Source organism: Psychrobacter sp. PL19 (assembly GCF_017875835.1).
Taxonomy (GTDB): Bacteria; Pseudomonadota; Gammaproteobacteria; order Pseudomonadales; family Moraxellaceae; genus Psychrobacter.
Window position 1 is genome coordinate 487,623 of record NZ_JAGING010000001.1, and the last position, 19,490, is coordinate 507,112.

The following is a 19,490-nucleotide window of genomic DNA, read 5'->3' on the forward strand; positions in this document are numbered from 1 at the left end:
AAGCTACTTTTAAAATATCCAAAACTTACTGTCCAGCGCGCTTATCCATGCCGCGTAGTAATAATCGCGAAATGCTTAGAACGATAAAGGTAATCATAAATAATATTAGTCCTAAATGTAGCAACGCCGATAGATGCAGCGGATCAGATGCTTCAGCGAATTCGTTAGCCAACGCTGAGGTGATAGAGACCCCTGAAGCAAACATACTGGGACTAATATTAAAAGTATTGCCAATCAAAAACGTCACGGCCATGGTTTCACCCAGTGCACGCCCTAACCCTAAGATGATGCCGCCGACCACACCCGCCTTGGTGTACGGTAAGACAATCTTGAACATTACCTCCCACGTGGTAGCGCCCATGCCGTATGCAGATTCTTTCAGCAGCGCCGGTACGACCGCAAATACGTCGCGCATAGTGGCGGCAATAAAAGGAATGATCATAATGGCGAGTACTAAGGAAGCGGTAAATAAGCCAATACCCATCGGGACACCGACGAACAGCTTGCCGATGATTGGTAGACCACCTAGATTCTCTGTCAGCCATGGCTGGATATGATTACCAAAGAAAGGGGCAAATACAAACAATCCCCACATACCGTAAATAATAGAAGGAATACCTGCTAATAGCTCGATGGCAATGCCTAGCGGCTTTTTGAGAAATGGTGGACACAGTTCAGTCAAAAATATCGCAATACCAAAGCTGATAGGAACCGCTATAACCAGTGCCATGGCTGAGGTGACCAAGGTGCCGTAAATTGGCGCTAAAGCCCCGTATTCGTTCGCGACCGGGTCCCAATTGTTGCTGGTATAAAAATCCAGCCCAAACGCCTGCATACTTGGCCAAGCACCAATAACCAGCGACAATAAAATTGCCCCTAAGCTTAACAACACAAAGAGTGCCGCCACTTTGGTAGTGTTGACAAATATTGCATCCCAACGTTTCTGTTTGTTCAGTTGTGTCTGCAAATTAAATCCTGCCATGACCACCTCAATAGTTGCTTTAATAGGTGTGATTTGGATATAAACAATTTAGATATGAGCGACGCCTATGATCTGCTTATCAGCAAACCATAGGCGTGTGCGAAGGTACGTTGTTACTATTACTGCGGGGTATATACCGGCTTACCGTCTTTGCCCACTACTTGCTGCCAGCTGTCTTTGAATAAAGCAACAGCGGTATCAGAAAACGGGACATAATCAAGCGCAGTTGCTGCATCATCACCTTGATCATAAGCCCAGCTAAAGAAGTTCAGTACGCCAGCAACTTGCTTGGGATCTTGCGGCTGCTTATGTACTAAAATAAAGGTTGCAGCGGCAATCGGCCATGCCTCGGCAGTTTCAGAGTTGGTAATAACCTTATAAAAGCCTGCTTGCTGTGCCCAATCAATATCGCCAGCGGCGGCAAAGCTTTCTATAGAAGGTTGTACGAAATTACCAGCGGCATTCTTGAGTGCCACATGTGACATATTGTTTTGTTTGGCATAAGCGTATTCAACATAGCCAATTGCATTGTCCATTCGGTTGACATAGCTTGCTACGCCTTCGTTACCCTTACCTGCCGCACCACGATCAGAAGTTGGCCATTTAACAGTCTTGTCGACCCCCACATTATTTTTCCAATCGGGAGATACTTTGGCTAAATAATCAGTAAAGTTGAAAGTCGTCCCTGAGCCATCTGAGCGAAATACGGTAGTAATGGGACTGTCCGGCAGGCTTAAATCTGGATTCAACTGCACGATAGCAGGATCGTTCCACTTGCTGATGTTACCCAAATAGATATCGGCTAGCATTTTGCCATCGAGCTTTAATGCACCAGGCTCTATGCCTTTAATATTAACCACTGGCACCACGCCGCCAATGACCATTGGGAATTGAATTAGACCTTCTTTCGTTAATTCTTCTGGCGTCATTGGCGCATCTGAAGCACCAAAATCAACAGTACCTGCGACTATCTGCTTAATACCACCTGACGAGCCAATAGATTGATAATTGACTTGCCCACCGGTAGCACCGTTGTAATCGGCTGACCATTTGGCGTATATAGGCTGTGGAAACGACGCACCGGCGCCAGTGATATTCATGGATACTTGATCGCTACTAGCAGAGCTAGCGTTATTTGATCCGCTACTATCAGCACTATTATTCGCGGCTGCGCTACTGTCAGTCGCGGGTGCTACAGCGGTGTCGGTTGATTTATCACATGCCGTAAGCACTAAGGTACAACTGACGGCCACTGCTAATAATGAATAACGCATATAAGACTCCTGAAGTATGACAACTGCAAAGGTTTAATAACTGCACTAGATAGTATGATCCCTGACATGCGTTGCAGTGTGCCAAGCTTTGATGACAGTTTGATGACAACCGTAATAGCAACTGTAAAAAAACAATAACCATCAAGTTAGAAGATTTTTGCTGTGACTAAACCCGTTTTTAATAACCAGTCTAAAATTGCATAGCACTGAATGGTATGACTAAACTGAATGGTATGACTAAACAGTAGGGCTAAACAGTAGGAATAGAATATTTTAAGGAAGTAACACAGCCTGAGAGGATTTTTTATAAGACTAAATATCATTAGCAGTCATAGCAGAAGTTTGTTAGTATAAAGTTGATTTACAACACTGACAGACTCGGGGTGCGATGTATCAATGACTGATTTATAAGCAGTCATTAATACATCGCTGAGAGATCACCCGCCGAACCTGATGCGGTTAGTACCGACGCAGGGAAGTCTAAGCTGATGTTATCGTCTTGCAAAGGGCGCGCAGAAATGCCTTATTATTAGAATCACTCTTTAGCCCAAGTTCAGTCGCTAACGTTTGCCGGCTAATAAGCCAGTAAATAACTCACCAGCTGATAAACTGGCTGATAAACCGACTGACAAAGAGTATGGCGGTTAATAATAAGTAGCGCCCAACAATCAAGTTAGATTTATGCCCTATCATTATGTTTGTTAGCGCAGTGACTTTAAATCTATGATTGAATTTGCCTACGTAGCTATCGCTTACCCCCGCAGATTCTGGCGGTGTTGCCTTTAACAATGGACAACACAACACGCTAGGACAGCATATGACTACTGCAATAGATACCTTAAAAAACACGCCAAACGCTAATGCACAGATAGACGCACACGCCGTCGATACCTATATCCCAGCTAACCTCTCAAATGCCGCTAACGCGACTAAAGATAAAGCGGATAAAAAAGCAGATGCCCTAAAAACCCCGGCTCATCGTGCTGCTACTGATGCCCGTTTTGAAGAAGATGCCCGCGACTTACACCGTATTCTCCCCGCTTCCCGTAAAGTATATATCGAAGGCTCAAGGCCCGATATTCAAGTGCCGATGCGTGAAATCAGCTTAGCCGACACGTCGGTGGGCGGTACGGGTGACAAAGAAGGCGAGCACAATCCGCCATTTTATGTCTATGATACCTCAGGCGTCTATACTGACCCCAACGCCACTATTGATCTTACTAAAGGCCTACCAAAACTGCGCGAAGGCTGGATAAACGAACGCGGTGATACTGAACAGCTGGCTGGCCTATCAAGCAGCTACGGACAGACGCGTGCCCGCGACATCAGCACTGCCAATCTAAGATTCGCCCATATTGATAAACCGCGCCGTGCCAAAGATGTCGCTGGTAAAACTGGCAATGTCACGCAAATATACTATGCACGCCAAGGTATTATTACCCCTGAAATGGAATATATCGCCATTCGCGAAACCCAAAAGCAGCATGAATCAACGGATATGCGCCAACATGATGGCGAGACTTTTGGCGCAAGTACCCCTACTGTTATTACGCCTGAATTTGTGCGTAGTGAAGTCGCGGCAGGTCGCGCCATTATCCCCAATAATATTAACCATCCTGAATCCGAACCAATGATTATCGGCCGTAATTTCTTAGTGAAGATCAACGCCAATATCGGTAACTCAGCATTAGGATCTTCTATTGATGAAGAGGTCTCCAAAATGACCTGGGCGACGCGTTGGGGTGCAGATAACATCATGGATTTATCCACCGGCAACCATATTCACGAAACCCGTGAATGGCTGATTCGTAACTCACCAGTGCCGATTGGTACCGTGCCTATTTATCAAGCGTTAGAAAAAGTCGATGGTGTCGCTGAAGATTTAACCTGGGAAATATACCGCGATACGCTGATTGAACAGGCTGAGCAAGGCGTTGACTACTTCACTATTCATGCTGGCGTGTTATTAGATTATGTGCCACTGACAGCCGGACGCCTGACGGGTATTGTCTCGCGTGGTGGCTCAATCATGGCGCAGTGGTGTTTGGTACATCAACAGGAAAACTTCTTATATACTCATTTTGAAGACATCTGCGAGATTATGAAAGCTTATGATGTGGCCTTTAGCTTAGGTGATGGTTTGCGCCCTGGCTGCTTGCAAGATGCTAACGACGAAGCGCAATTTAGCGAGCTTAGGACATTGGGTGAATTGACTAAAGTTGCATGGAAACACGATGTACAGATAATGGTTGAAGGCCCAGGTCACGTTGCTATGAACCGCATTAAAGAGAATATGGACTTGCAACTTGAGCTGTGTGCAGACGCCCCATTTTATACCCTAGGGCCGTTAACCACCGACATTGCACCCGGTTACGACCATATTACTAGTGCCATTGGCGCGGCAATGATTGGCTGGTTTGGTACGGCGATGCTGTGTTATGTCACACCTAAAGAGCATTTAGGCTTGCCCAATAAAAAGGATGTCAAAGACGGTATCATCACTTATAAGATTGCGGCTCATGCGGCCGACCTTGCCAAAGGCCATCCCGGAGCACAAGCGCGTGATAATGCCCTATCAAAAGCACGCTTTGAGTTTCGCTGGGATGACCAGTTTAATCTGGCGCTCGATCCGGATACGGCGCGTGAATTTCATGATGAGACTTTGCCAAAAGACGCGCATAAATCCGCTCACTTTTGCTCCATGTGTGGCCCTAAATTTTGCTCTATGAAAATCACCCAAAACGTCCGTGAATATGCAGCGGGGCTAAAAAGTAAAGAAGCTTAGAGCTTTATAGAAGGCACTTCATCTAGTCAGTAAACGTTATTTCAGTATAAAAAAGCCCCGCTATTTAAGTAGCGGGGCTTTTTTATACTTCTAAAGTATTTTTAACTTTTTAAACTTAAACCTTCGACGCCTGATAAATCTCATCAATCGAGGTATTGATAGTATCAGCGAAGTCTTTATCACTTTGCTGTTTGCTCAAGCCTTCAGTAAAGGCACGTGAGAAACTGGCAATCATACCTGGATTTTTCTTGAGCTTAGCGCAAGCGTCATTACGGCTATAACCACCAGATAAAGCCACTACTTTAAGCACTTTTGGGTGGTCAATCAGCTCTTGGTAAAACCCAGCTTCTTCAGGCAAGGTCAGCTTAAGCATCACCTGTTTGTCATCAGCCAAACGCTCAAGATTATGTAAGATATTGGTTTTAAGTATCAGCTCGCAGTCATGCTTTTTGGTACTGTTGATATCAACTTCTGGTTCGACGATGGGCATCAGACCCTTTGAGATAATTTGCTTAGCGACATCAAATTGCTGCTGTACGACTAACTCAATCCCATCAATATTTGGTTCATAAATGACCGAGCGCATCTTAGTACCAAATACTGGATAGTTCTTAGCTTTATCTAGTAATAAATCTAAATTAGGCATCGGACGCATCACTTGTACGCCGCTCATGTGTTCTGCTAGACCTTTATCTACCTTTAAGAACGGTACAATATTCTTGTCTTCCCATAGATAATTAGCAGTCGGCTTACCATCGACTTCACGCTCCATAGTGTCTTCAAATAAGATCGCACCAAGGACTCGCTCGTTATCAAAGCACTCGCACGTCATAATCCGGGCGCGCATTTCATGAACCAAACCAAACATGACTTCATCATTGTCGTAGGCATCACCGGTTACGCCATAAGTCTCTAACGCTTTTGGGGTACTGCCACCACTTTGGTCGAGCGCTGCGATGAATCCTGAGCCATTTTTTATACGTTGTAATTGCTGTTGATATTCCATTGAACGAGCGTCCTATTTTTATTAATAAAGATCAAATGTTACAAAGTTAAACGGTTGTTTGTCAGTTTTTACGAGCTTGGCCGTTTGTAGATAACCTTACCATAGGACACGCGCAGTGCCTATATATGATAAGTTAAAGATATGATAAGTTAAAGATATGATAAGTTAAAGAAGCTAAATTTAAGAAATGATAAAAACTTACCTTTATATTAAAACCATCAAGCTAAAAATAGCACTACGACACAGCTCATTGCTAATAATAGTCCTAGCACATTAATACGGTTGAGCGACTCTTTGAATACGCCCACTCCGATTAAGGTCGCCACAGCGATAACGCCAACGTTCATACCGGTAAAGACAATACTGGGCGACTCAGACAATACTTGGTGCGCACGAATATAAGCATAAATATTACCCATGTTTAACGCACCTAGTAATAATCCTGCTATCAAAGCTCGAGCTTGCCAGCGCACACGGGTAATAAGTAAATAAACCAATAGCAACAAGCCTGCCAAGCCAAAACTGACAAATAACGTCAGTGGAAATGCAGCACCTTGTTTAGCAACCTGTTTGAATAAAATGTCGATAATACCGTAGCCTACCCACACGCCAAACAGCCACAGAGGCGTGCGAAGTACATTTTTATTGATCCCATTATTAGACGGGTTATTGATACTGGTATTGTTTGTACCGGCACTACTCAAGTTTGCACCATTCATATTTACACTAGCAGTATCATTAACAGTAGCTGGCTGCTGCGGGCGATAAACCAGTGCCCCAAGCGCTAAAAACCCTAAAGCCAAGCCAAAAATACGCGTGCCCGTTAATACTTCACCAAATAAGATAAACGCAGCGATAATAGGGATAATCAATGACAAGCGTTGGGCCGCATCAGTGGCGACCATACCGACCGCTGCAATGGCTCGACCAAGAATCACGAATACCGCTGGTAATAGTACCCCAAGTGCAATGATAATAGCCCAGGCACCGCCAAGCTCAGCGACACCACTAAGCTCAGGTTTGAGCAGTAGCCAAGTCAGCAAAAAGGCCACCGGATAGCCGGCAACAATGGTTTGGCGGATATCTATATTTTGTTGTCTTAATACCTTAAGCAGTACAGAGACGGCAACACTGCATAGCACCGCAATCGTTAAATACATCATGAACTTCTACCTTATTGAATTGCTATGCTCTTCATCCATTGTTATTTAATTCAGCACTCGTAAACCAGCACTGCTTAATTAAGACAAAATATGGAATGTAACAAAGTATTTCATTTTCAGCAATCTATTTATTCTCGTCTAATAAGTTGCGCACTATTCAATCAATTAGCAATAAGTGCCTGCTCCGTTCAAATTACAATTACCATGCAGGCGCGATTGCGAATTTTTGGTAAAATACACGGCTATCCCACTAATAAAAGTCACAGCGCCAGATAACGTTTATCTTGGCGTATTGCTACTGCCTATGAATTCTCTATTTCGATTTTTTGAATCGCGTCTCTCGGCCTTCCCTGACACGCCAATGCCCCTGCCTCGTGAGGGCCTGGTAAAATTTCTTTGGGCGTGTACTAAAGGTTTACGTGGCTGGCTATTGCTATTTATGATTTTGTCCGCGGGTATCGGGATTTATGAAGCCATGCTGTTTGCATGGATTGGCAATATAGTCGATTGGCTCGGTACTTATACGCCGCAGAATCTATGGGCCGAAAAAGGCGATACGATGCTGCTGATGCTCGCCGTACTAATTATTAGTCCCTTTTGGATTGCCTTATCTTCCTTTATTCATTTTCAAACCCTACAAGGCGTATTTCCAATGCAAATGCGCTGGCGTTTTCATCAGCGCATGCTTAGTCAATCCATGCAGTTTTATCAAGATGAATTTTCGGGTCGGGTCTCTGCCAAAGTGATGCAAACGGCTCTAGCAGTACGCGAGACTGTGATGACGGTCGCTGATATGTTTATGTATGTCACCGTCTACTTTATAACGACAAGCGTCATTCTATTTAATTTAGACAGCTTGTTATTGATACCGTTTGTGGTTTGGTTTGTGCTGGTTGGGCTGACCATGTGGTACTTCATCCCCAAGCTCAAGCAGACCGCTGTTGTCCAAGCTGACGCGCGCGCTTTGATGACGGGACGTATCACCGATGCTTACGCCAACATCATGACCGTCAAGCTGTTCAGTCATTCACGCCGTGAGCTGGGTTATGCTAAAAATGCTATGGGCCAGTTCCTGGGGACCGTCCACGCACAAATGCGCTGGGTCAGCTATTTGGAAGTCTCCACCCACCTTATCAGTGTGATCTTGGTTAGCAGCACGGCTGGCATTGCCTTATATTTATGGCAGCAAGGTGCGGTTGGTGTTGGTGCTATTGCAGCTGCAACAGCGATGGCCTTGCGATTAAATGGCCTAACCCGCTGGATCATGTGGCAGACGGCAAGTTTGTTTGAGAGTATCGGTACCGTTCAAGACGGCATGCGTACCTTGTCTGCACCGCAAACCATCGTGGATAAACCCAACGCCCCAGCCCTAAAAGTCACTAATGGTAATATAGTTTTTAATCATGTGGACTTCAGCTACGAGGGTGAGAATGGTGTGGCTGCGATCCAAACAGGTGCAAAAGTTGATGTGGTTAAGACAGCAGAAACAACGCTAGAAACCTCACACGTAAGACTGCTGGATGACTTTCATTTAAATATCAAAGCAGGCGAAAAGATAGGCTTAGTTGGACGCTCAGGTGCCGGTAAATCAACCTTAGTTAATCTACTACTGCGCTTTTTTGATGTGGATAGCGGCAAAATTTATATCGATGGGCAAGCGATTAATGAGGTTACCCAAGAGTCATTACGTCGACAAATCGGTATGGTGACCCAAGATACCTCGCTACTGCATCGCACTGTCCGTGAAAACATTGCCTACGGTCGCCCTGATGCTACCGATGATGAAATCATATTTGCATCCAAGCAAGCACAGGCATGGGACTTTATCAAAGAATTATATGACGATAAAGGCAACACTGCCCTTGATACTCAAGTCGGTGAACGCGGGGTCAAGCTCTCTGGCGGTCAACGTCAACGCATTGCTATCTCACGGGTCATGCTCAAAAACGCGCCTATTCTATTACTAGATGAGGCCACTAGTGCCCTTGATTCTGAAATTGAATTTGCCATTACCGAAAGCTTAAACGATATCATGACCGGCAAAACTGTGATTGCTATCGCCCACCGTTTATCGACTATTGCAGCACTTGATAGATTGGTAGTGATGGATAAAGGACGTATCATTGAGCAAGGCAGCCACAATGAACTACTGGCATTAAATGGCGTTTATGCCCGATTATGGCATCGTCAAAGTGGTGGCTTCTTAGGGGAAGACAGCTAAACGGCCAGAACTTCGCTGAATTAAACAACACGGGGATGTGGCATCATTATGGAAGAACTTGCAAAAAGTATTGCTATTAACGGGCAACAAGCGCGCTATTACGATTTGAGTGAACTTGATGAGACGGCTGATTCAGATGCCAACTTACGGGTGCCGGCGCACTTTTATGCTGGCAATGGTTTCACAGTCGGTGCCTATACACCGTTATTGAAGGCGCTGGGTTCAGGTTTTGACATCTCATCATTGGCGATGCGTGGTTACTGGTACGATAAGCCGACCAGTAAACGACTCACTCGCGCCCAAGATGCCGATATGCTGATCGAGTTTTTAGAAAAAACCCAAGAGGCTCCTATCGTTGGTATTGGTCATTCGCAAGGGGCAACTGCCACCGCTATTGCTGCGGCCAAGCGTCCTGACTTGTTTTCACAGTTATATCTCATAGAACCAGTGACTTTCACCAAGGCGCAAACGCTACTGTATGACCTAATGCCACGCGCCCTCAAAATGACTCGTGAACCTTTCAAAAGCACATTAACCAAACAAACCACCTGGCCAAGTGTGCAAGCCTTTTATGAGTACCTGCGTGCGCTGCGTGCCTATCGTCGTATTAGCAATGAGCATTTACAAGTATTCGCTGAACAAAGCTTAGTCGCACAGACAGATGACAGTTATGCCTTGATGTTTACTCCTGAGCAAGAGCTGGCCAACTATTTTGGCACCCCTTATATTGATGCGGCCCTCAAAAAGCTACGTTGCCCTTATACGCTTATTACTGGCAAGCCCACGCTATTTATTAATGATAAAGTCAGAAAACAGTGGCAAAAATTTGTCCCTGCTGAGCGCATTATCTCTTTGCCCGATTACGGCCACTTGCTACCCATGGAAGCGCCTATAGAATGTGCTCGTCTTATCTTAAATGGCTGTGACCAGTATGATAATAGTAAAGGCGCTCAAGCTCAAAAGAGTAAAACAGCGGCGCACAATGAGATAAAGTCGAACTAATGGACGATTTATTTGCGCCCCATCCTACTGAGAATTTATTGCCTTATGATGGCCAGCTTTACGATTTAGGGCGGATAGATTTGCAACAGTTAGTCGATAGCTGTAGCTGTAGCTGTAACTCTGATTGTAATTATAGCGATGACCACCTATACCAAAGGCTATTAACGACCCTACCCTGGCAGTCTGATATCGTCACTTTATTTGGTAAGACGCATATTACTAAGCGGCAAATTGTTTGGATGGGTGATGAGGGTTTGAGCTATCGCTACGCTGGGCATACCCGACAGGCCACAGGTTGGCATCCTATAGTATTTCATGTGAAACAAATTATCGAAGACAAAATACGCGCTCTAAACCTTGATGTGGTTGATGCGGCTGATATGGTTAGCACTAATGGCCAAGATCATATCACTCAAGACCATCGCCCCTATTTTAATGCTTGTTTGCTTAATTACTATCCTTCAGGTGATGAGGGTATGGGCTATCATGCCGATGATGAAAAAGAGCTCGGCACCCAGCCTTTAATTGCCTCTTTATCTTTGGGGGCAACTCGTAAGATGCTGTTTAAGCATAAACCAGTTACAGGTGAAGAGAGGCAAGATAAAGTGGAGCTGTATCTTACCTCCGGACAGATTATCTTGATGGCAGGCGTTACTCAGCAGCATTGGAAGCACAGTATCACTAAAACTAAAAAGGTCAATGAAGGCCGTATCAGCCTCACTTTTCGGCGTATGATTACAGCTTAACAAAACTCGCCATTTTAGATAGTACAAGTTTAGATAGTACAAGTTTAGATAGCACAGGTTTGGATGACTATAATTGAAATCACTATAATTGAGATCACTATAATTGAGATCACTATAATTGAGATCCATCTAATGGATGACCAGCCCTAGTTTTACCGTCGTTTATACTGCCGTATTAACCGCTACACTAAAACAACGAGGGTCAATAAGGCTAACAAGGTAATAATAGGGCATGTACAGCACCCACGCACAAAAGGTAAAAGTATGCAGCTGTAGTAATATACTGAAATTGGTCAGCATACCCTTTTTGCTGTTTTTATACAGAGGCTTCTAAGACGATTTTGCCAAAGGTACCACCTTTTTGTAGCTCAAGGTGAGCCGCAACGACTTCTGACAATGGATAGCTTTGCTGAATATGTAAGGTTAACTTGCCATCAGCGACTTGCTGTAGCACACGCGCCATATCTTCACCACTGCGCTGAGCAGCATAACCAGCCACAATTAGGTTTTTCTCATTGCCTGCACCTTTAAGCTTATCCACCCAAATGGTGGGTAACACATTAACCCGTCCACCTGATTTGAGGACACCAAGCGCACGTACACCTGCTTCATCACCGACTAAATCAAGTAATACGTCGGCTTGCAAGTCAGGGAATGCCTCGTCTTTAGTGTAGTCAATCCAACCGGCAAGCTGATTTTTGTCTATTAGATCAGCCAGTTTATGATATTTTTCTGGTGAGCAAATAACGGTTACTTTAATATCATCTTGCGCCACTTTTTCCATTAATAGCTGAATTAATAAATGACCGACCCCACCCGCTGGCGCATTCATCACCACGTGCTCGCCTTTTTTAATATCGGCAAACACTATAAACTGTAGCGCGGTTTGGCCAGCACAAGGTAGCGCAGCAGCTTGTTTTAGAGTCACTCCCTCTGGTACTTTAGCCAGTAGCTTGGCGTCTACCGCCACATATTCAGCATAACAACCGCCATCGAAGGTAAGGGCAGCAACTTTATCACCAACAGCGAACTGATCGCTATTACTGATGGCTACTTCACCGGCAACATCAAAGCCTAAAATGGCAGGCTCATTATGATCAAATTTATTTTTACGAATATTATCCGCGCCCCAGCCTTTGCCTTGGCGTGTTTTGTAGTCGACCGGATTGATACCTGCATAAGCTACCTTTATTAGTACTTGTCCTTCAGCAAGCTCTGGCATAGCAACACCGTCATGGTATTTCATAACTTCAGGCTCGCCAAATTCAAGAATAACGACCGCATGTTGACTGCTTGGTAGCTGCTGATTAAAAGCGTTAGACATAGTAATACATCCTTATATTTTATATATCGGGGTTATTTATTAAGCGTTATTGTTTGCTTTGCAGGCCTTTTAAATAGTTTCAATTATTTAAACGGGCTTTTTTCTTAAATAGACTTGAATAAATGGGTACCAGTAATGTATTTATGGCAAAGCCAACTCTGCACTAATAGGCAGATGATCTGATAGCGTAGACCACGGCTTGCCAGTATGCACCCAGGCATCCTTCACGATCAAATTGCGCACATAAATACGGTCTAAGCTCAGTACTGGTAACTTTGCTGGAAAGGTCGGTAGTAGTTTACCATGACAGGATTTAAATGCTTCTGTTAAGCCAAGGCTAGTTGCTAGCTTATCACAAGACATCTTCTTCCAGTCATTGAAATCACCGGCCAGAATCAGCGGTTGGTCAGGGGCAATCGCATTACGCACATAGTCACTAATTGCCTGATATTGCTTGATCCGGTCACGCTCAAACAGATTTAAATGCGCACACAATACCACTACTGGCATATCCCAGCCTATTGGTTGCACCTCACAATGCAAGACCCCACGTTGCTCCAACTTATTAACCGTGATATTGACGTTATGTTTGGGGTCTAATGGAAAGCGGCTAAGTACGGCATTACCATGATGACCGTTTTCGTATTCCGAGTTTTTACCGTAGCTGTTTTGTAGCTGTAAGAACTCACCGAACCATTCGTGCTGCGACTGGTCAGGATATTCGTTGTATTGTATGTTACGCCTAAGATTTTGCCCTTGCACTTCTTGTAGACACAATATATCTGCCCCCACTGCTTCCAACGCTTGGGCGATGCCTTGTATTTTTACTTGGCGGTTCAGTGGCGACATACCTTTGTGGATGTTATAGCTGGTCAGGACCAAAGAGGTTGTAGTATTCATATACTCAGTATTCATGGAATAAGGATTGGAGATAGTTATCATCATAATTTTAATAGAGTACTCATAAAAGTACTCATAAAAGTACTCATAAAAGTACTCATAAAAGAGCCATAACGACATTACCTAACGTTGGGCTTATGACTATCATAGACCATCATTGGCAAAACAATCAGGCTAACCAATAAAAAGTAACAAACCGTCACTACTAGAATTTTAATAACAAGCCGCTTGATCAAACGACCCCGTCTACTAATCCTATTAGATTATTATGTCTATCAAAAGAGTGAGAAATCAGACATTAAAACTAAGTCTCACTATTCGCCCCTGATTACTGATTGCCCTATGACTGCATTCTCAGCGATTTAATATTGCTATATACCGTCAATTGCTAGGTAAAACCAGCGTTTGCACCTATCCATACTAGCCGTAAGTTGTATCTAAATAATCAATAATATCTGCTGATTCATACATCTTAGCGTCAGTATTAGGGTCAATCAGGTAAGGAAACTGTAGCTTACCATCCATTACTTGATTCATGATGCGCTCGCGTTTACCCCCTTTAATAGGATGGTATTCGCCAAGATTTAAACGCATCCCAAAGCCGCCGATATCCTGTATTTGTTCGCGCGCAACATTGTGGTTGATATAACCTATTTCAAGCTCGCTTAATTTTTCGCGTACCAAACGGCAAAATGGACTGGCTTCGAAACCATATAACTGTAGCGGTTCTTTAGGTTTACCACGCGCTAAGTTCTTTTTCGGATGGTCCGCTTTAACACCACGCATCATCGAGGCAATACTAGTCGCTTTATTGCTCAAAGTGGCACTGTCTCCATTAGAGGCTCGATAGTTCTCAGGGGTAGTGCCTTTTTTAGAGTAATGGGTAAATAGATGATCAATGATGACTTGTGAGTCTGGTATTTTATCACCAGTATTTTCATCGATTAAAAATGGTACTTGCGCTTTACCCGCCAATTCTTTAAGTTCGTCACGATAGACATGACCTTTATGCGGGCTGGGACGGCTTTCATAATCAAGGTTTAAGTGAGTCATCACTTCACGTACTCGGCGAGAATGAGGGCAGGCTTCATGCTCGTACAAGATTAACGATTGCTCCGGCTGCATCGGTGTTGCTGTACCCATATTGCCTCGTCCACCTCGTAGTAACGTCGAAGTAGTAGCTTGTAGACTTTTTAGTTTATGTCCGATCATATTATTTGAAAAACCCATCATCAGTGTCCTTATTGTCATAACTGTTGTTTGTAATTGCGACTCAAGGCTATTATTTGCATTTTTTATATTATTAGCATTCAAGTGATGTATGTTTAGTAGCGCTGATTGCTATTGATTTTAGTACCGCCTATTTATTCTCAGTGGTATCTGCTAAAAATTATTTTTGGACTATTTTTAGACTGACCAATATAAAAGGGCATTGACTCTCAACGAACCAATGCCCTCATGACGTGCTTAATGCTTACTGCTTATTCGTTACCAATCATTAATAACGAGTAACTAACGCAATAGGTTGGTCTTCGCCCATAATGTCTTTAGGCATGAATACCGCTTTGCCACCATTATGAATCACATGTTCGATAATTTCGCCAATGGCATCATCGGTTACGCCCTCTGTGGCAGTGTCATCCGCCATGATCAAGGTCTGCGCTGTTTCGTCAATCTTGGCAGGTTGCATATAACCGCGACGAACGTATAAAGTCTCGCCAGCACCTTGATAAGCAGCACGGTAAACTTCTTGCAGGTCAGTGCGTAACATCTGAGCACCACGGGCTTTGTCAATTTCGCTCAATGCCGCTTCATGTAGTGACGTACGATATTTTTCTACCGCTTCTTGCACGCCATCAATAATATGTTGGGCGTTGCCTTCTTCAAGTTCAGTCAGGTTCGAAACAGTAGCGATGATATTATCTGGACGGTCGCATACATCTTGATAATAGCTAATATTACGCGCATCACCGACGATCACTAACGGCATTTTGTGTTCGCCCCACAGTTCTTGTACACTTTTGTCAACACGGTTAAAGAACTCTTTTAGATAACTGTTCTCGTTGTCTGCTGAACGATCTGAACCGCCATCACCAGTCGTGTATAAGCTATTATTTTCGATAGGGAATGGGATACTTTCCATATGGTTTTGGCTATTAGAATCTTTGTCCATTTCAACCACGACACGGTCGTTCGACGCTTCAATTAAGCGGGCCTTATCACGAGTAAGCACCACAGTATAATAATGCACGGCACTGGCCATATCACGTACTAGGTCACGAGTAGCGAAACGATCTGAAATTACCACACGCTCTACAGTATCGATAGGCATACGAACAATTTGCACATCGTCAGTACTTGCAAAAACAGCTAAAGTATCGAGGTTATAATTATGATTTAACTCTTTAATTTCAGCATGAATTTTATCTAAGATGGTGGTCGCAGTACGTTTATCATATTCTTTAATTAAGCGTTCTTCGGCTACTTTTAGCTGATTTTTTAGCGCAATAGGATCTTTTTCATTTTCAGGATGTTCACGGTGAGTCTTCACAAAGATACTTACCGCTGGATTGGCTTTGGTTTCACGTAAACTTTTTAGAGTTGCTTTCATAAATAGTTCTCCATATTTTATTGTTTTTGAGACTTAATCATATTTGATTACTAACATGATAAGTTAGCTTTATTAAATATTTATTATTTACTTTTTTTGCTAGGGATTAAGATGATAATAGAATTAACCTCCTAAATTAATAACGGCCTGTTATTAATGTAACACTCATCAGCGTAATATTCTCAGTAATATAATATTTATATTCCACTGCGTTCATCCTACCAATTTCACCCTGCTGGCTGTAGGGTTAGTTTGCAAGCAAATGATGACACTTTGTAAGCAAGTTAGTCAATATTGGGTATTTATAAATTCATTTGCTTAGGCTTCTGCTATTCAGGCAGAATACTTAGGCAGGTTATGACTTGTACAACTTAAAAACTAGGATTTGAAAGTATAAGTACTAGAGAATCTCAGTAGTTAGGCGTTGAGTACTTGAGAGTATAGATAATATGTATGTGCAGTAGGCCTAGGCTTGCATTCTTACCCCTCTATACCCATCTTTTAAGTAGCCATTAATATTTAGACCATTCTTAGCAATCTGCAGCCACGACCTACAAAATTTTAATTATAAATAACACCATTTATTAATATTGGATCTCTTTATGACTACTCTTAATTCGGATTTGCACCTTGTTGACTTTGCCGCTACTAATCCAAGCGATCTACAGACGCAAGTAACCACGGCTATTGATCAGGCTAATACCTTTTTAGATGAGCTGGCATCGATAACGAATAATGATGAAGGTGCTGTTGGCATCAGCGCCAAGCAGGCACTAGCGGATGTCATGGCCTTTGATCATATCAATCTGGCATTGGATCGCAGTTGGGGTATTTTGTCGCATCTTAATGGCGTAATGAGCAATGATGATATTCGTCATGTGCATCATGAGCTGCTGCCGAAGCTATCTGCTTATGGCACTCGGGTCGGGCAACATCAACCCCTATTTACTCGTTATCAAGCCATTATTAATGATAAGGCATTTTTAGCGCAGCTGGAACCTGCTCGGGCGCGGGCGTTTGAACTGGCTCTACAAAGCTTTGAGTTATCAGGGGTGGCGTTACCAAAATCTGAGCAAGATACGTTTGCCGCTATTCAAAGCCAGCTATCGACCTTGTCTGCGACATTCTCAGACCATATTTTGGATGCCACCCAAGCTTATGTGCTACCTATTGAACAACCACAGTTGGCAGGCTTGACTGACGGTGGTTTAGCGCTATTAGCCGATGCTGGTGCCCAATATAAAGTACGCGAGTTGGCCAATGGCTCACTTTCGCAAGCTGAGAGTGATGCCCTGCCTACCCCTTATTATGTGGCTACCTTAAATATCCCTGTTTATCTAGCAGTCATGACTCATGCAAATGATCGCAGTTTACGCGAAACGTTATACCGTGCTTATGTCACTCGTGCCTCGGAATTTGATAATCATACTAATAGCAAAGGTGAATCACTAAATAATGCTGACATCATGAGTCAAATCATGCAACTGCGCGAGCAAAAAGCCCAATTACTAGGCTTTACTAATTACGCTGAGGTGTCTTTATCCACTAAGATGGCAGACAATGTACCGGAAGTTGAAACCTTTTTACGCAGTCTAGCGGCGCAAGCAACACCAACTGCCAAACAAGACTTAACACAACTACAAGAATGCGCACGCGATTATGACATCACAGACTTGCAACCGTGGGATAGCGCCTATATTGCCGAAAAGGTCAAACAAAATAAGTTCAGCTTATCGCAAGAAGAGATTCGTCCCTACTTTCCATTACCAAAAGTCATTGATGGTTTATTTGCCATTGTTAAGCGCCTATACGGTATTACAGTGCGTGAACAAAGTGCTTCTAACACTAGTGAAACTGTCGTATCACGCTGGCATGACGATGTGCGTTTTTACCAGTTGTTTGATGAAAAAGACACCTTGATTGGTGGTTTTTACTTTGATTTATTTGCTCGCAGTGGTAAGCGTGGCGGCGCATGGATGAGTGGTTTTCAGTCCCGTTATAGTCATGAGGAGCTGAACCATCATCAGCTACCGGTCTGTTTCATGGTCGGCAACTTTACCCCAGCGCTTGACAGTAAACCAAGCTTGCTCACCCATGATGAAGTGTTGACCTTATTTCATGAGTTTGGTCATGGTCTGCATCATTTATTAACCCAGGTTACTGTTGGTGATGTCGCCGGTGTCAATGGCGTAGAGTGGGATGCAGTCGAGCTACCCAGTCAGTTTATGGAAAACTGGGCGTGGGATGCTGAAGGCATTGCACTCATCAGTAGTCATGTAGAGACCGGTGAGCCATTACCCAAAGACAAGCTTGACGCCTTATTAGCGGCCAAAAACTTCCAAAGTGGTATGCAGACTCTGCGTCAGATAGAATTTTCACTTTTTGACTTACTGATTCACGCGCACACGCCAGCTTTAGATTATGACGGTATTCTCGCGACTTTAGATAATGTGCGCAGTGATATTGCTATTATGGAAACCCCTGACTACAACCGTTTTACTAATGGCTTCAGTCATATCTTTGCCGGTGGTTATGCAGCGGGATACTATTCTTACAAATGGGCGGAGCTACTATCTGCAGATGCCTTTAGTAAGTTTGAAGAAGAAGGCATCTTTAATCCTATAACGGGTAAAGCTTTCCGTGACACTATTTTATCCGTGGGTGGCAGCTTACCCGCTAAGACTAACTTTGAGAACTTTCGTGGTCGTAGTGCTAGTATTGATGCCTTATTACGCCATAGTGGCTTTAGTAACGCGACTCAAAATGAGGCGGCTAATACGCAGATCAAACGCGAGGTCAGCTAATGCGTTATAAGTCTCCGCGCCCAAAACGGCAGTTTTTAGCAGGGGTTCGCTGCCCTAAATGTGAAGCGGCAGATGCGGTAGTGCAAGTCAATATCGTGACACCTGAGCCTGATGAATATATTGAATGTACCCAATGTGGGCATACAGAACATCGTCCTGACCCTGATGAAATTAGTGCCAAAAACCATGCAGAAGACCAGCTTGCGCGTGATGTCATGGCGACCGGCACAAGCGGTACTGTGAAATTTAAAATCTAAAGTTTCCAGACAGAATACTTAAGATCAAAACCTGAGTTCTTATGTTGACCCTTAAATAATATTTAAGACATTAGCCTATCAATAGATAGGCTTTTTGTTATAGATAGGTTTTTTATTTTGGATTTTAAGGTCTTAGACTGTTTTTTATACCACTTACTGTCACGAGATATCTATAGTCAATGAAAAGTAATATCGATACATAACCTACTGCTGGTATAAGCTTTTCTTACTTGCTGTGCCTACGCAGACGGAGGCTGTAAAAAGCTTATACCAGCAGTACCGTAGTGTTTTTGAGGTATTTTAACTATATTATGGCAGCTCTACAGTTCACTCATGCCCCCATAAAGTATCCCACTTTAGATATCAGCTTGTAAATTATTAACATGTCTCAGTTGTTTTTAAATGACGGATCATA

General features: G+C 43.5%; 14 protein-coding genes and 1 riboswitch. Of the genes, 6 read left to right on the plus strand and 8 right to left on the minus strand.

Annotated features, from left to right (window positions below; genetic code table 11):
• Positions 1-25: 25 nt before the first annotated feature.
• Both pstC and pstS read right to left on the minus strand, forming a co-directional pair.
• Positions 26-982 carry a phosphate ABC transporter permease subunit PstC gene (gene pstC / locus H4W00_RS01950; RefSeq protein ID WP_209955907.1) on the minus strand — a complete coding sequence of 319 codons (957 nt, stop codon included), beginning with the start codon at positions 980-982 and terminating at the stop codon, positions 26-28.
• 119 nt (positions 983-1,101) lie between these two features.
• A complete protein-coding gene (gene pstS, locus H4W00_RS01955; RefSeq protein WP_209955909.1) occupies positions 1,102-2,256 on the minus strand; it encodes a phosphate ABC transporter substrate-binding protein PstS in 1,155 nt (384 codons plus the stop codon).
• A 369-nt stretch (positions 2,257-2,625) separates the two neighbouring features.
• Positions 2,626-2,750, plus strand: a riboswitch (TPP riboswitch).
• Positions 2,751-3,073: 323 nt separating this feature from the next.
• Between pstS and thiC the strand changes: the two genes are divergently transcribed.
• Positions 3,074-5,041 carry a phosphomethylpyrimidine synthase ThiC gene (thiC, locus tag H4W00_RS01960; RefSeq protein WP_334684846.1) on the plus strand — a complete coding sequence of 656 codons (1,968 nt, stop codon included), beginning with the start codon at positions 3,074-3,076 and terminating at the stop codon, positions 5,039-5,041.
• Between the two features lie 115 nt (positions 5,042-5,156).
• Here the strand turns inward: thiC and H4W00_RS01965 are convergent, their stop codons facing one another.
• On the minus strand, positions 5,157-6,047 hold the full coding sequence (locus tag H4W00_RS01965) for a fructose bisphosphate aldolase (RefSeq protein WP_209955911.1): 891 nt from the start codon (positions 6,045-6,047) through the stop codon (positions 5,157-5,159).
• Between the two features lie 218 nt (positions 6,048-6,265).
• A complete protein-coding gene (locus tag H4W00_RS01970) occupies positions 6,266-7,210 on the minus strand; it encodes an EamA/RhaT family transporter (RefSeq protein WP_209955912.1) in 945 nt (314 codons plus the stop codon).
• 304 nt (positions 7,211-7,514) lie between these two features.
• On the opposite strand from H4W00_RS01970, the gene H4W00_RS01975 reads away from it, so the two are divergent.
• Genes H4W00_RS01975 through H4W00_RS01985 form a run of 3 tightly spaced genes read left to right on the plus strand, consistent with a single transcriptional unit; the run spans position 7,515 to position 11,179 of the window.
• Positions 7,515-9,431: an ABC transporter ATP-binding protein gene (locus H4W00_RS01975; RefSeq protein ID WP_209955914.1), complete on the plus strand. Its 1,917-nt coding sequence runs from the start codon at positions 7,515-7,517 to the stop codon at positions 9,429-9,431.
• Positions 9,432-9,479: 48 nt separating this feature from the next.
• Entirely contained in the window at positions 9,480-10,433 is a 954-nt protein-coding gene (locus tag H4W00_RS01980; protein WP_209955916.1) for an alpha/beta fold hydrolase, read from the plus strand.
• Positions 10,433-11,179: an alpha-ketoglutarate-dependent dioxygenase AlkB family protein gene (locus tag H4W00_RS01985; RefSeq protein ID WP_209955918.1), complete on the plus strand. Its 747-nt coding sequence runs from the start codon at positions 10,433-10,435 to the stop codon at positions 11,177-11,179. The genes H4W00_RS01980 and H4W00_RS01985 overlap by 1 nt, the downstream gene beginning before the upstream one ends.
• Positions 11,180-11,495: 316 nt before the next feature.
• On the opposite strand, the gene H4W00_RS01990 is transcribed toward H4W00_RS01985, so the two are convergent.
• The 4 genes from H4W00_RS01990 to H4W00_RS02005 form a co-directional block, all read right to left on the minus strand.
• Complete coding sequence (locus H4W00_RS01990; RefSeq protein WP_209955920.1) at positions 11,496-12,503, minus strand: NADP-dependent oxidoreductase; 1,008 nt, start codon at positions 12,501-12,503, stop codon at positions 11,496-11,498.
• Positions 12,504-12,644: 141 nt separating this feature from the next.
• Positions 12,645-13,403: an endonuclease/exonuclease/phosphatase family protein gene (locus H4W00_RS01995; RefSeq protein WP_209955922.1), complete on the minus strand. Its 759-nt coding sequence runs from the start codon at positions 13,401-13,403 to the stop codon at positions 12,645-12,647.
• Between the two features lie 420 nt (positions 13,404-13,823).
• Positions 13,824-14,615: a glutathione S-transferase N-terminal domain-containing protein gene (locus tag H4W00_RS02000; protein WP_209958824.1), complete on the minus strand. Its 792-nt coding sequence runs from the start codon at positions 14,613-14,615 to the stop codon at positions 13,824-13,826.
• A gap of 286 nt (positions 14,616-14,901) precedes the next feature.
• Positions 14,902-16,014: an AOC03_06830 family ribosome hibernation factor gene (locus H4W00_RS02005; RefSeq protein WP_209955924.1), complete on the minus strand. Its 1,113-nt coding sequence runs from the start codon at positions 16,012-16,014 to the stop codon at positions 14,902-14,904.
• Positions 16,015-16,616: 602 nt separating this feature from the next.
• On the opposite strand from H4W00_RS02005, the gene H4W00_RS02010 reads away from it, so the two are divergent.
• Entirely contained in the window at positions 16,617-18,818 is a 2,202-nt protein-coding gene (locus H4W00_RS02010) for a M3 family metallopeptidase (protein WP_209955926.1), read from the plus strand.
• Positions 18,818-19,075, plus strand: coding sequence for a YheV family putative metal-binding protein (locus H4W00_RS02015; protein ID WP_209955928.1), 258 nt, complete (start codon positions 18,818-18,820; stop codon positions 19,073-19,075). Before H4W00_RS02010 ends, H4W00_RS02015 begins: the two co-directional genes overlap by 1 nt.
• Positions 19,076-19,490 lie beyond the last annotated feature (415 nt).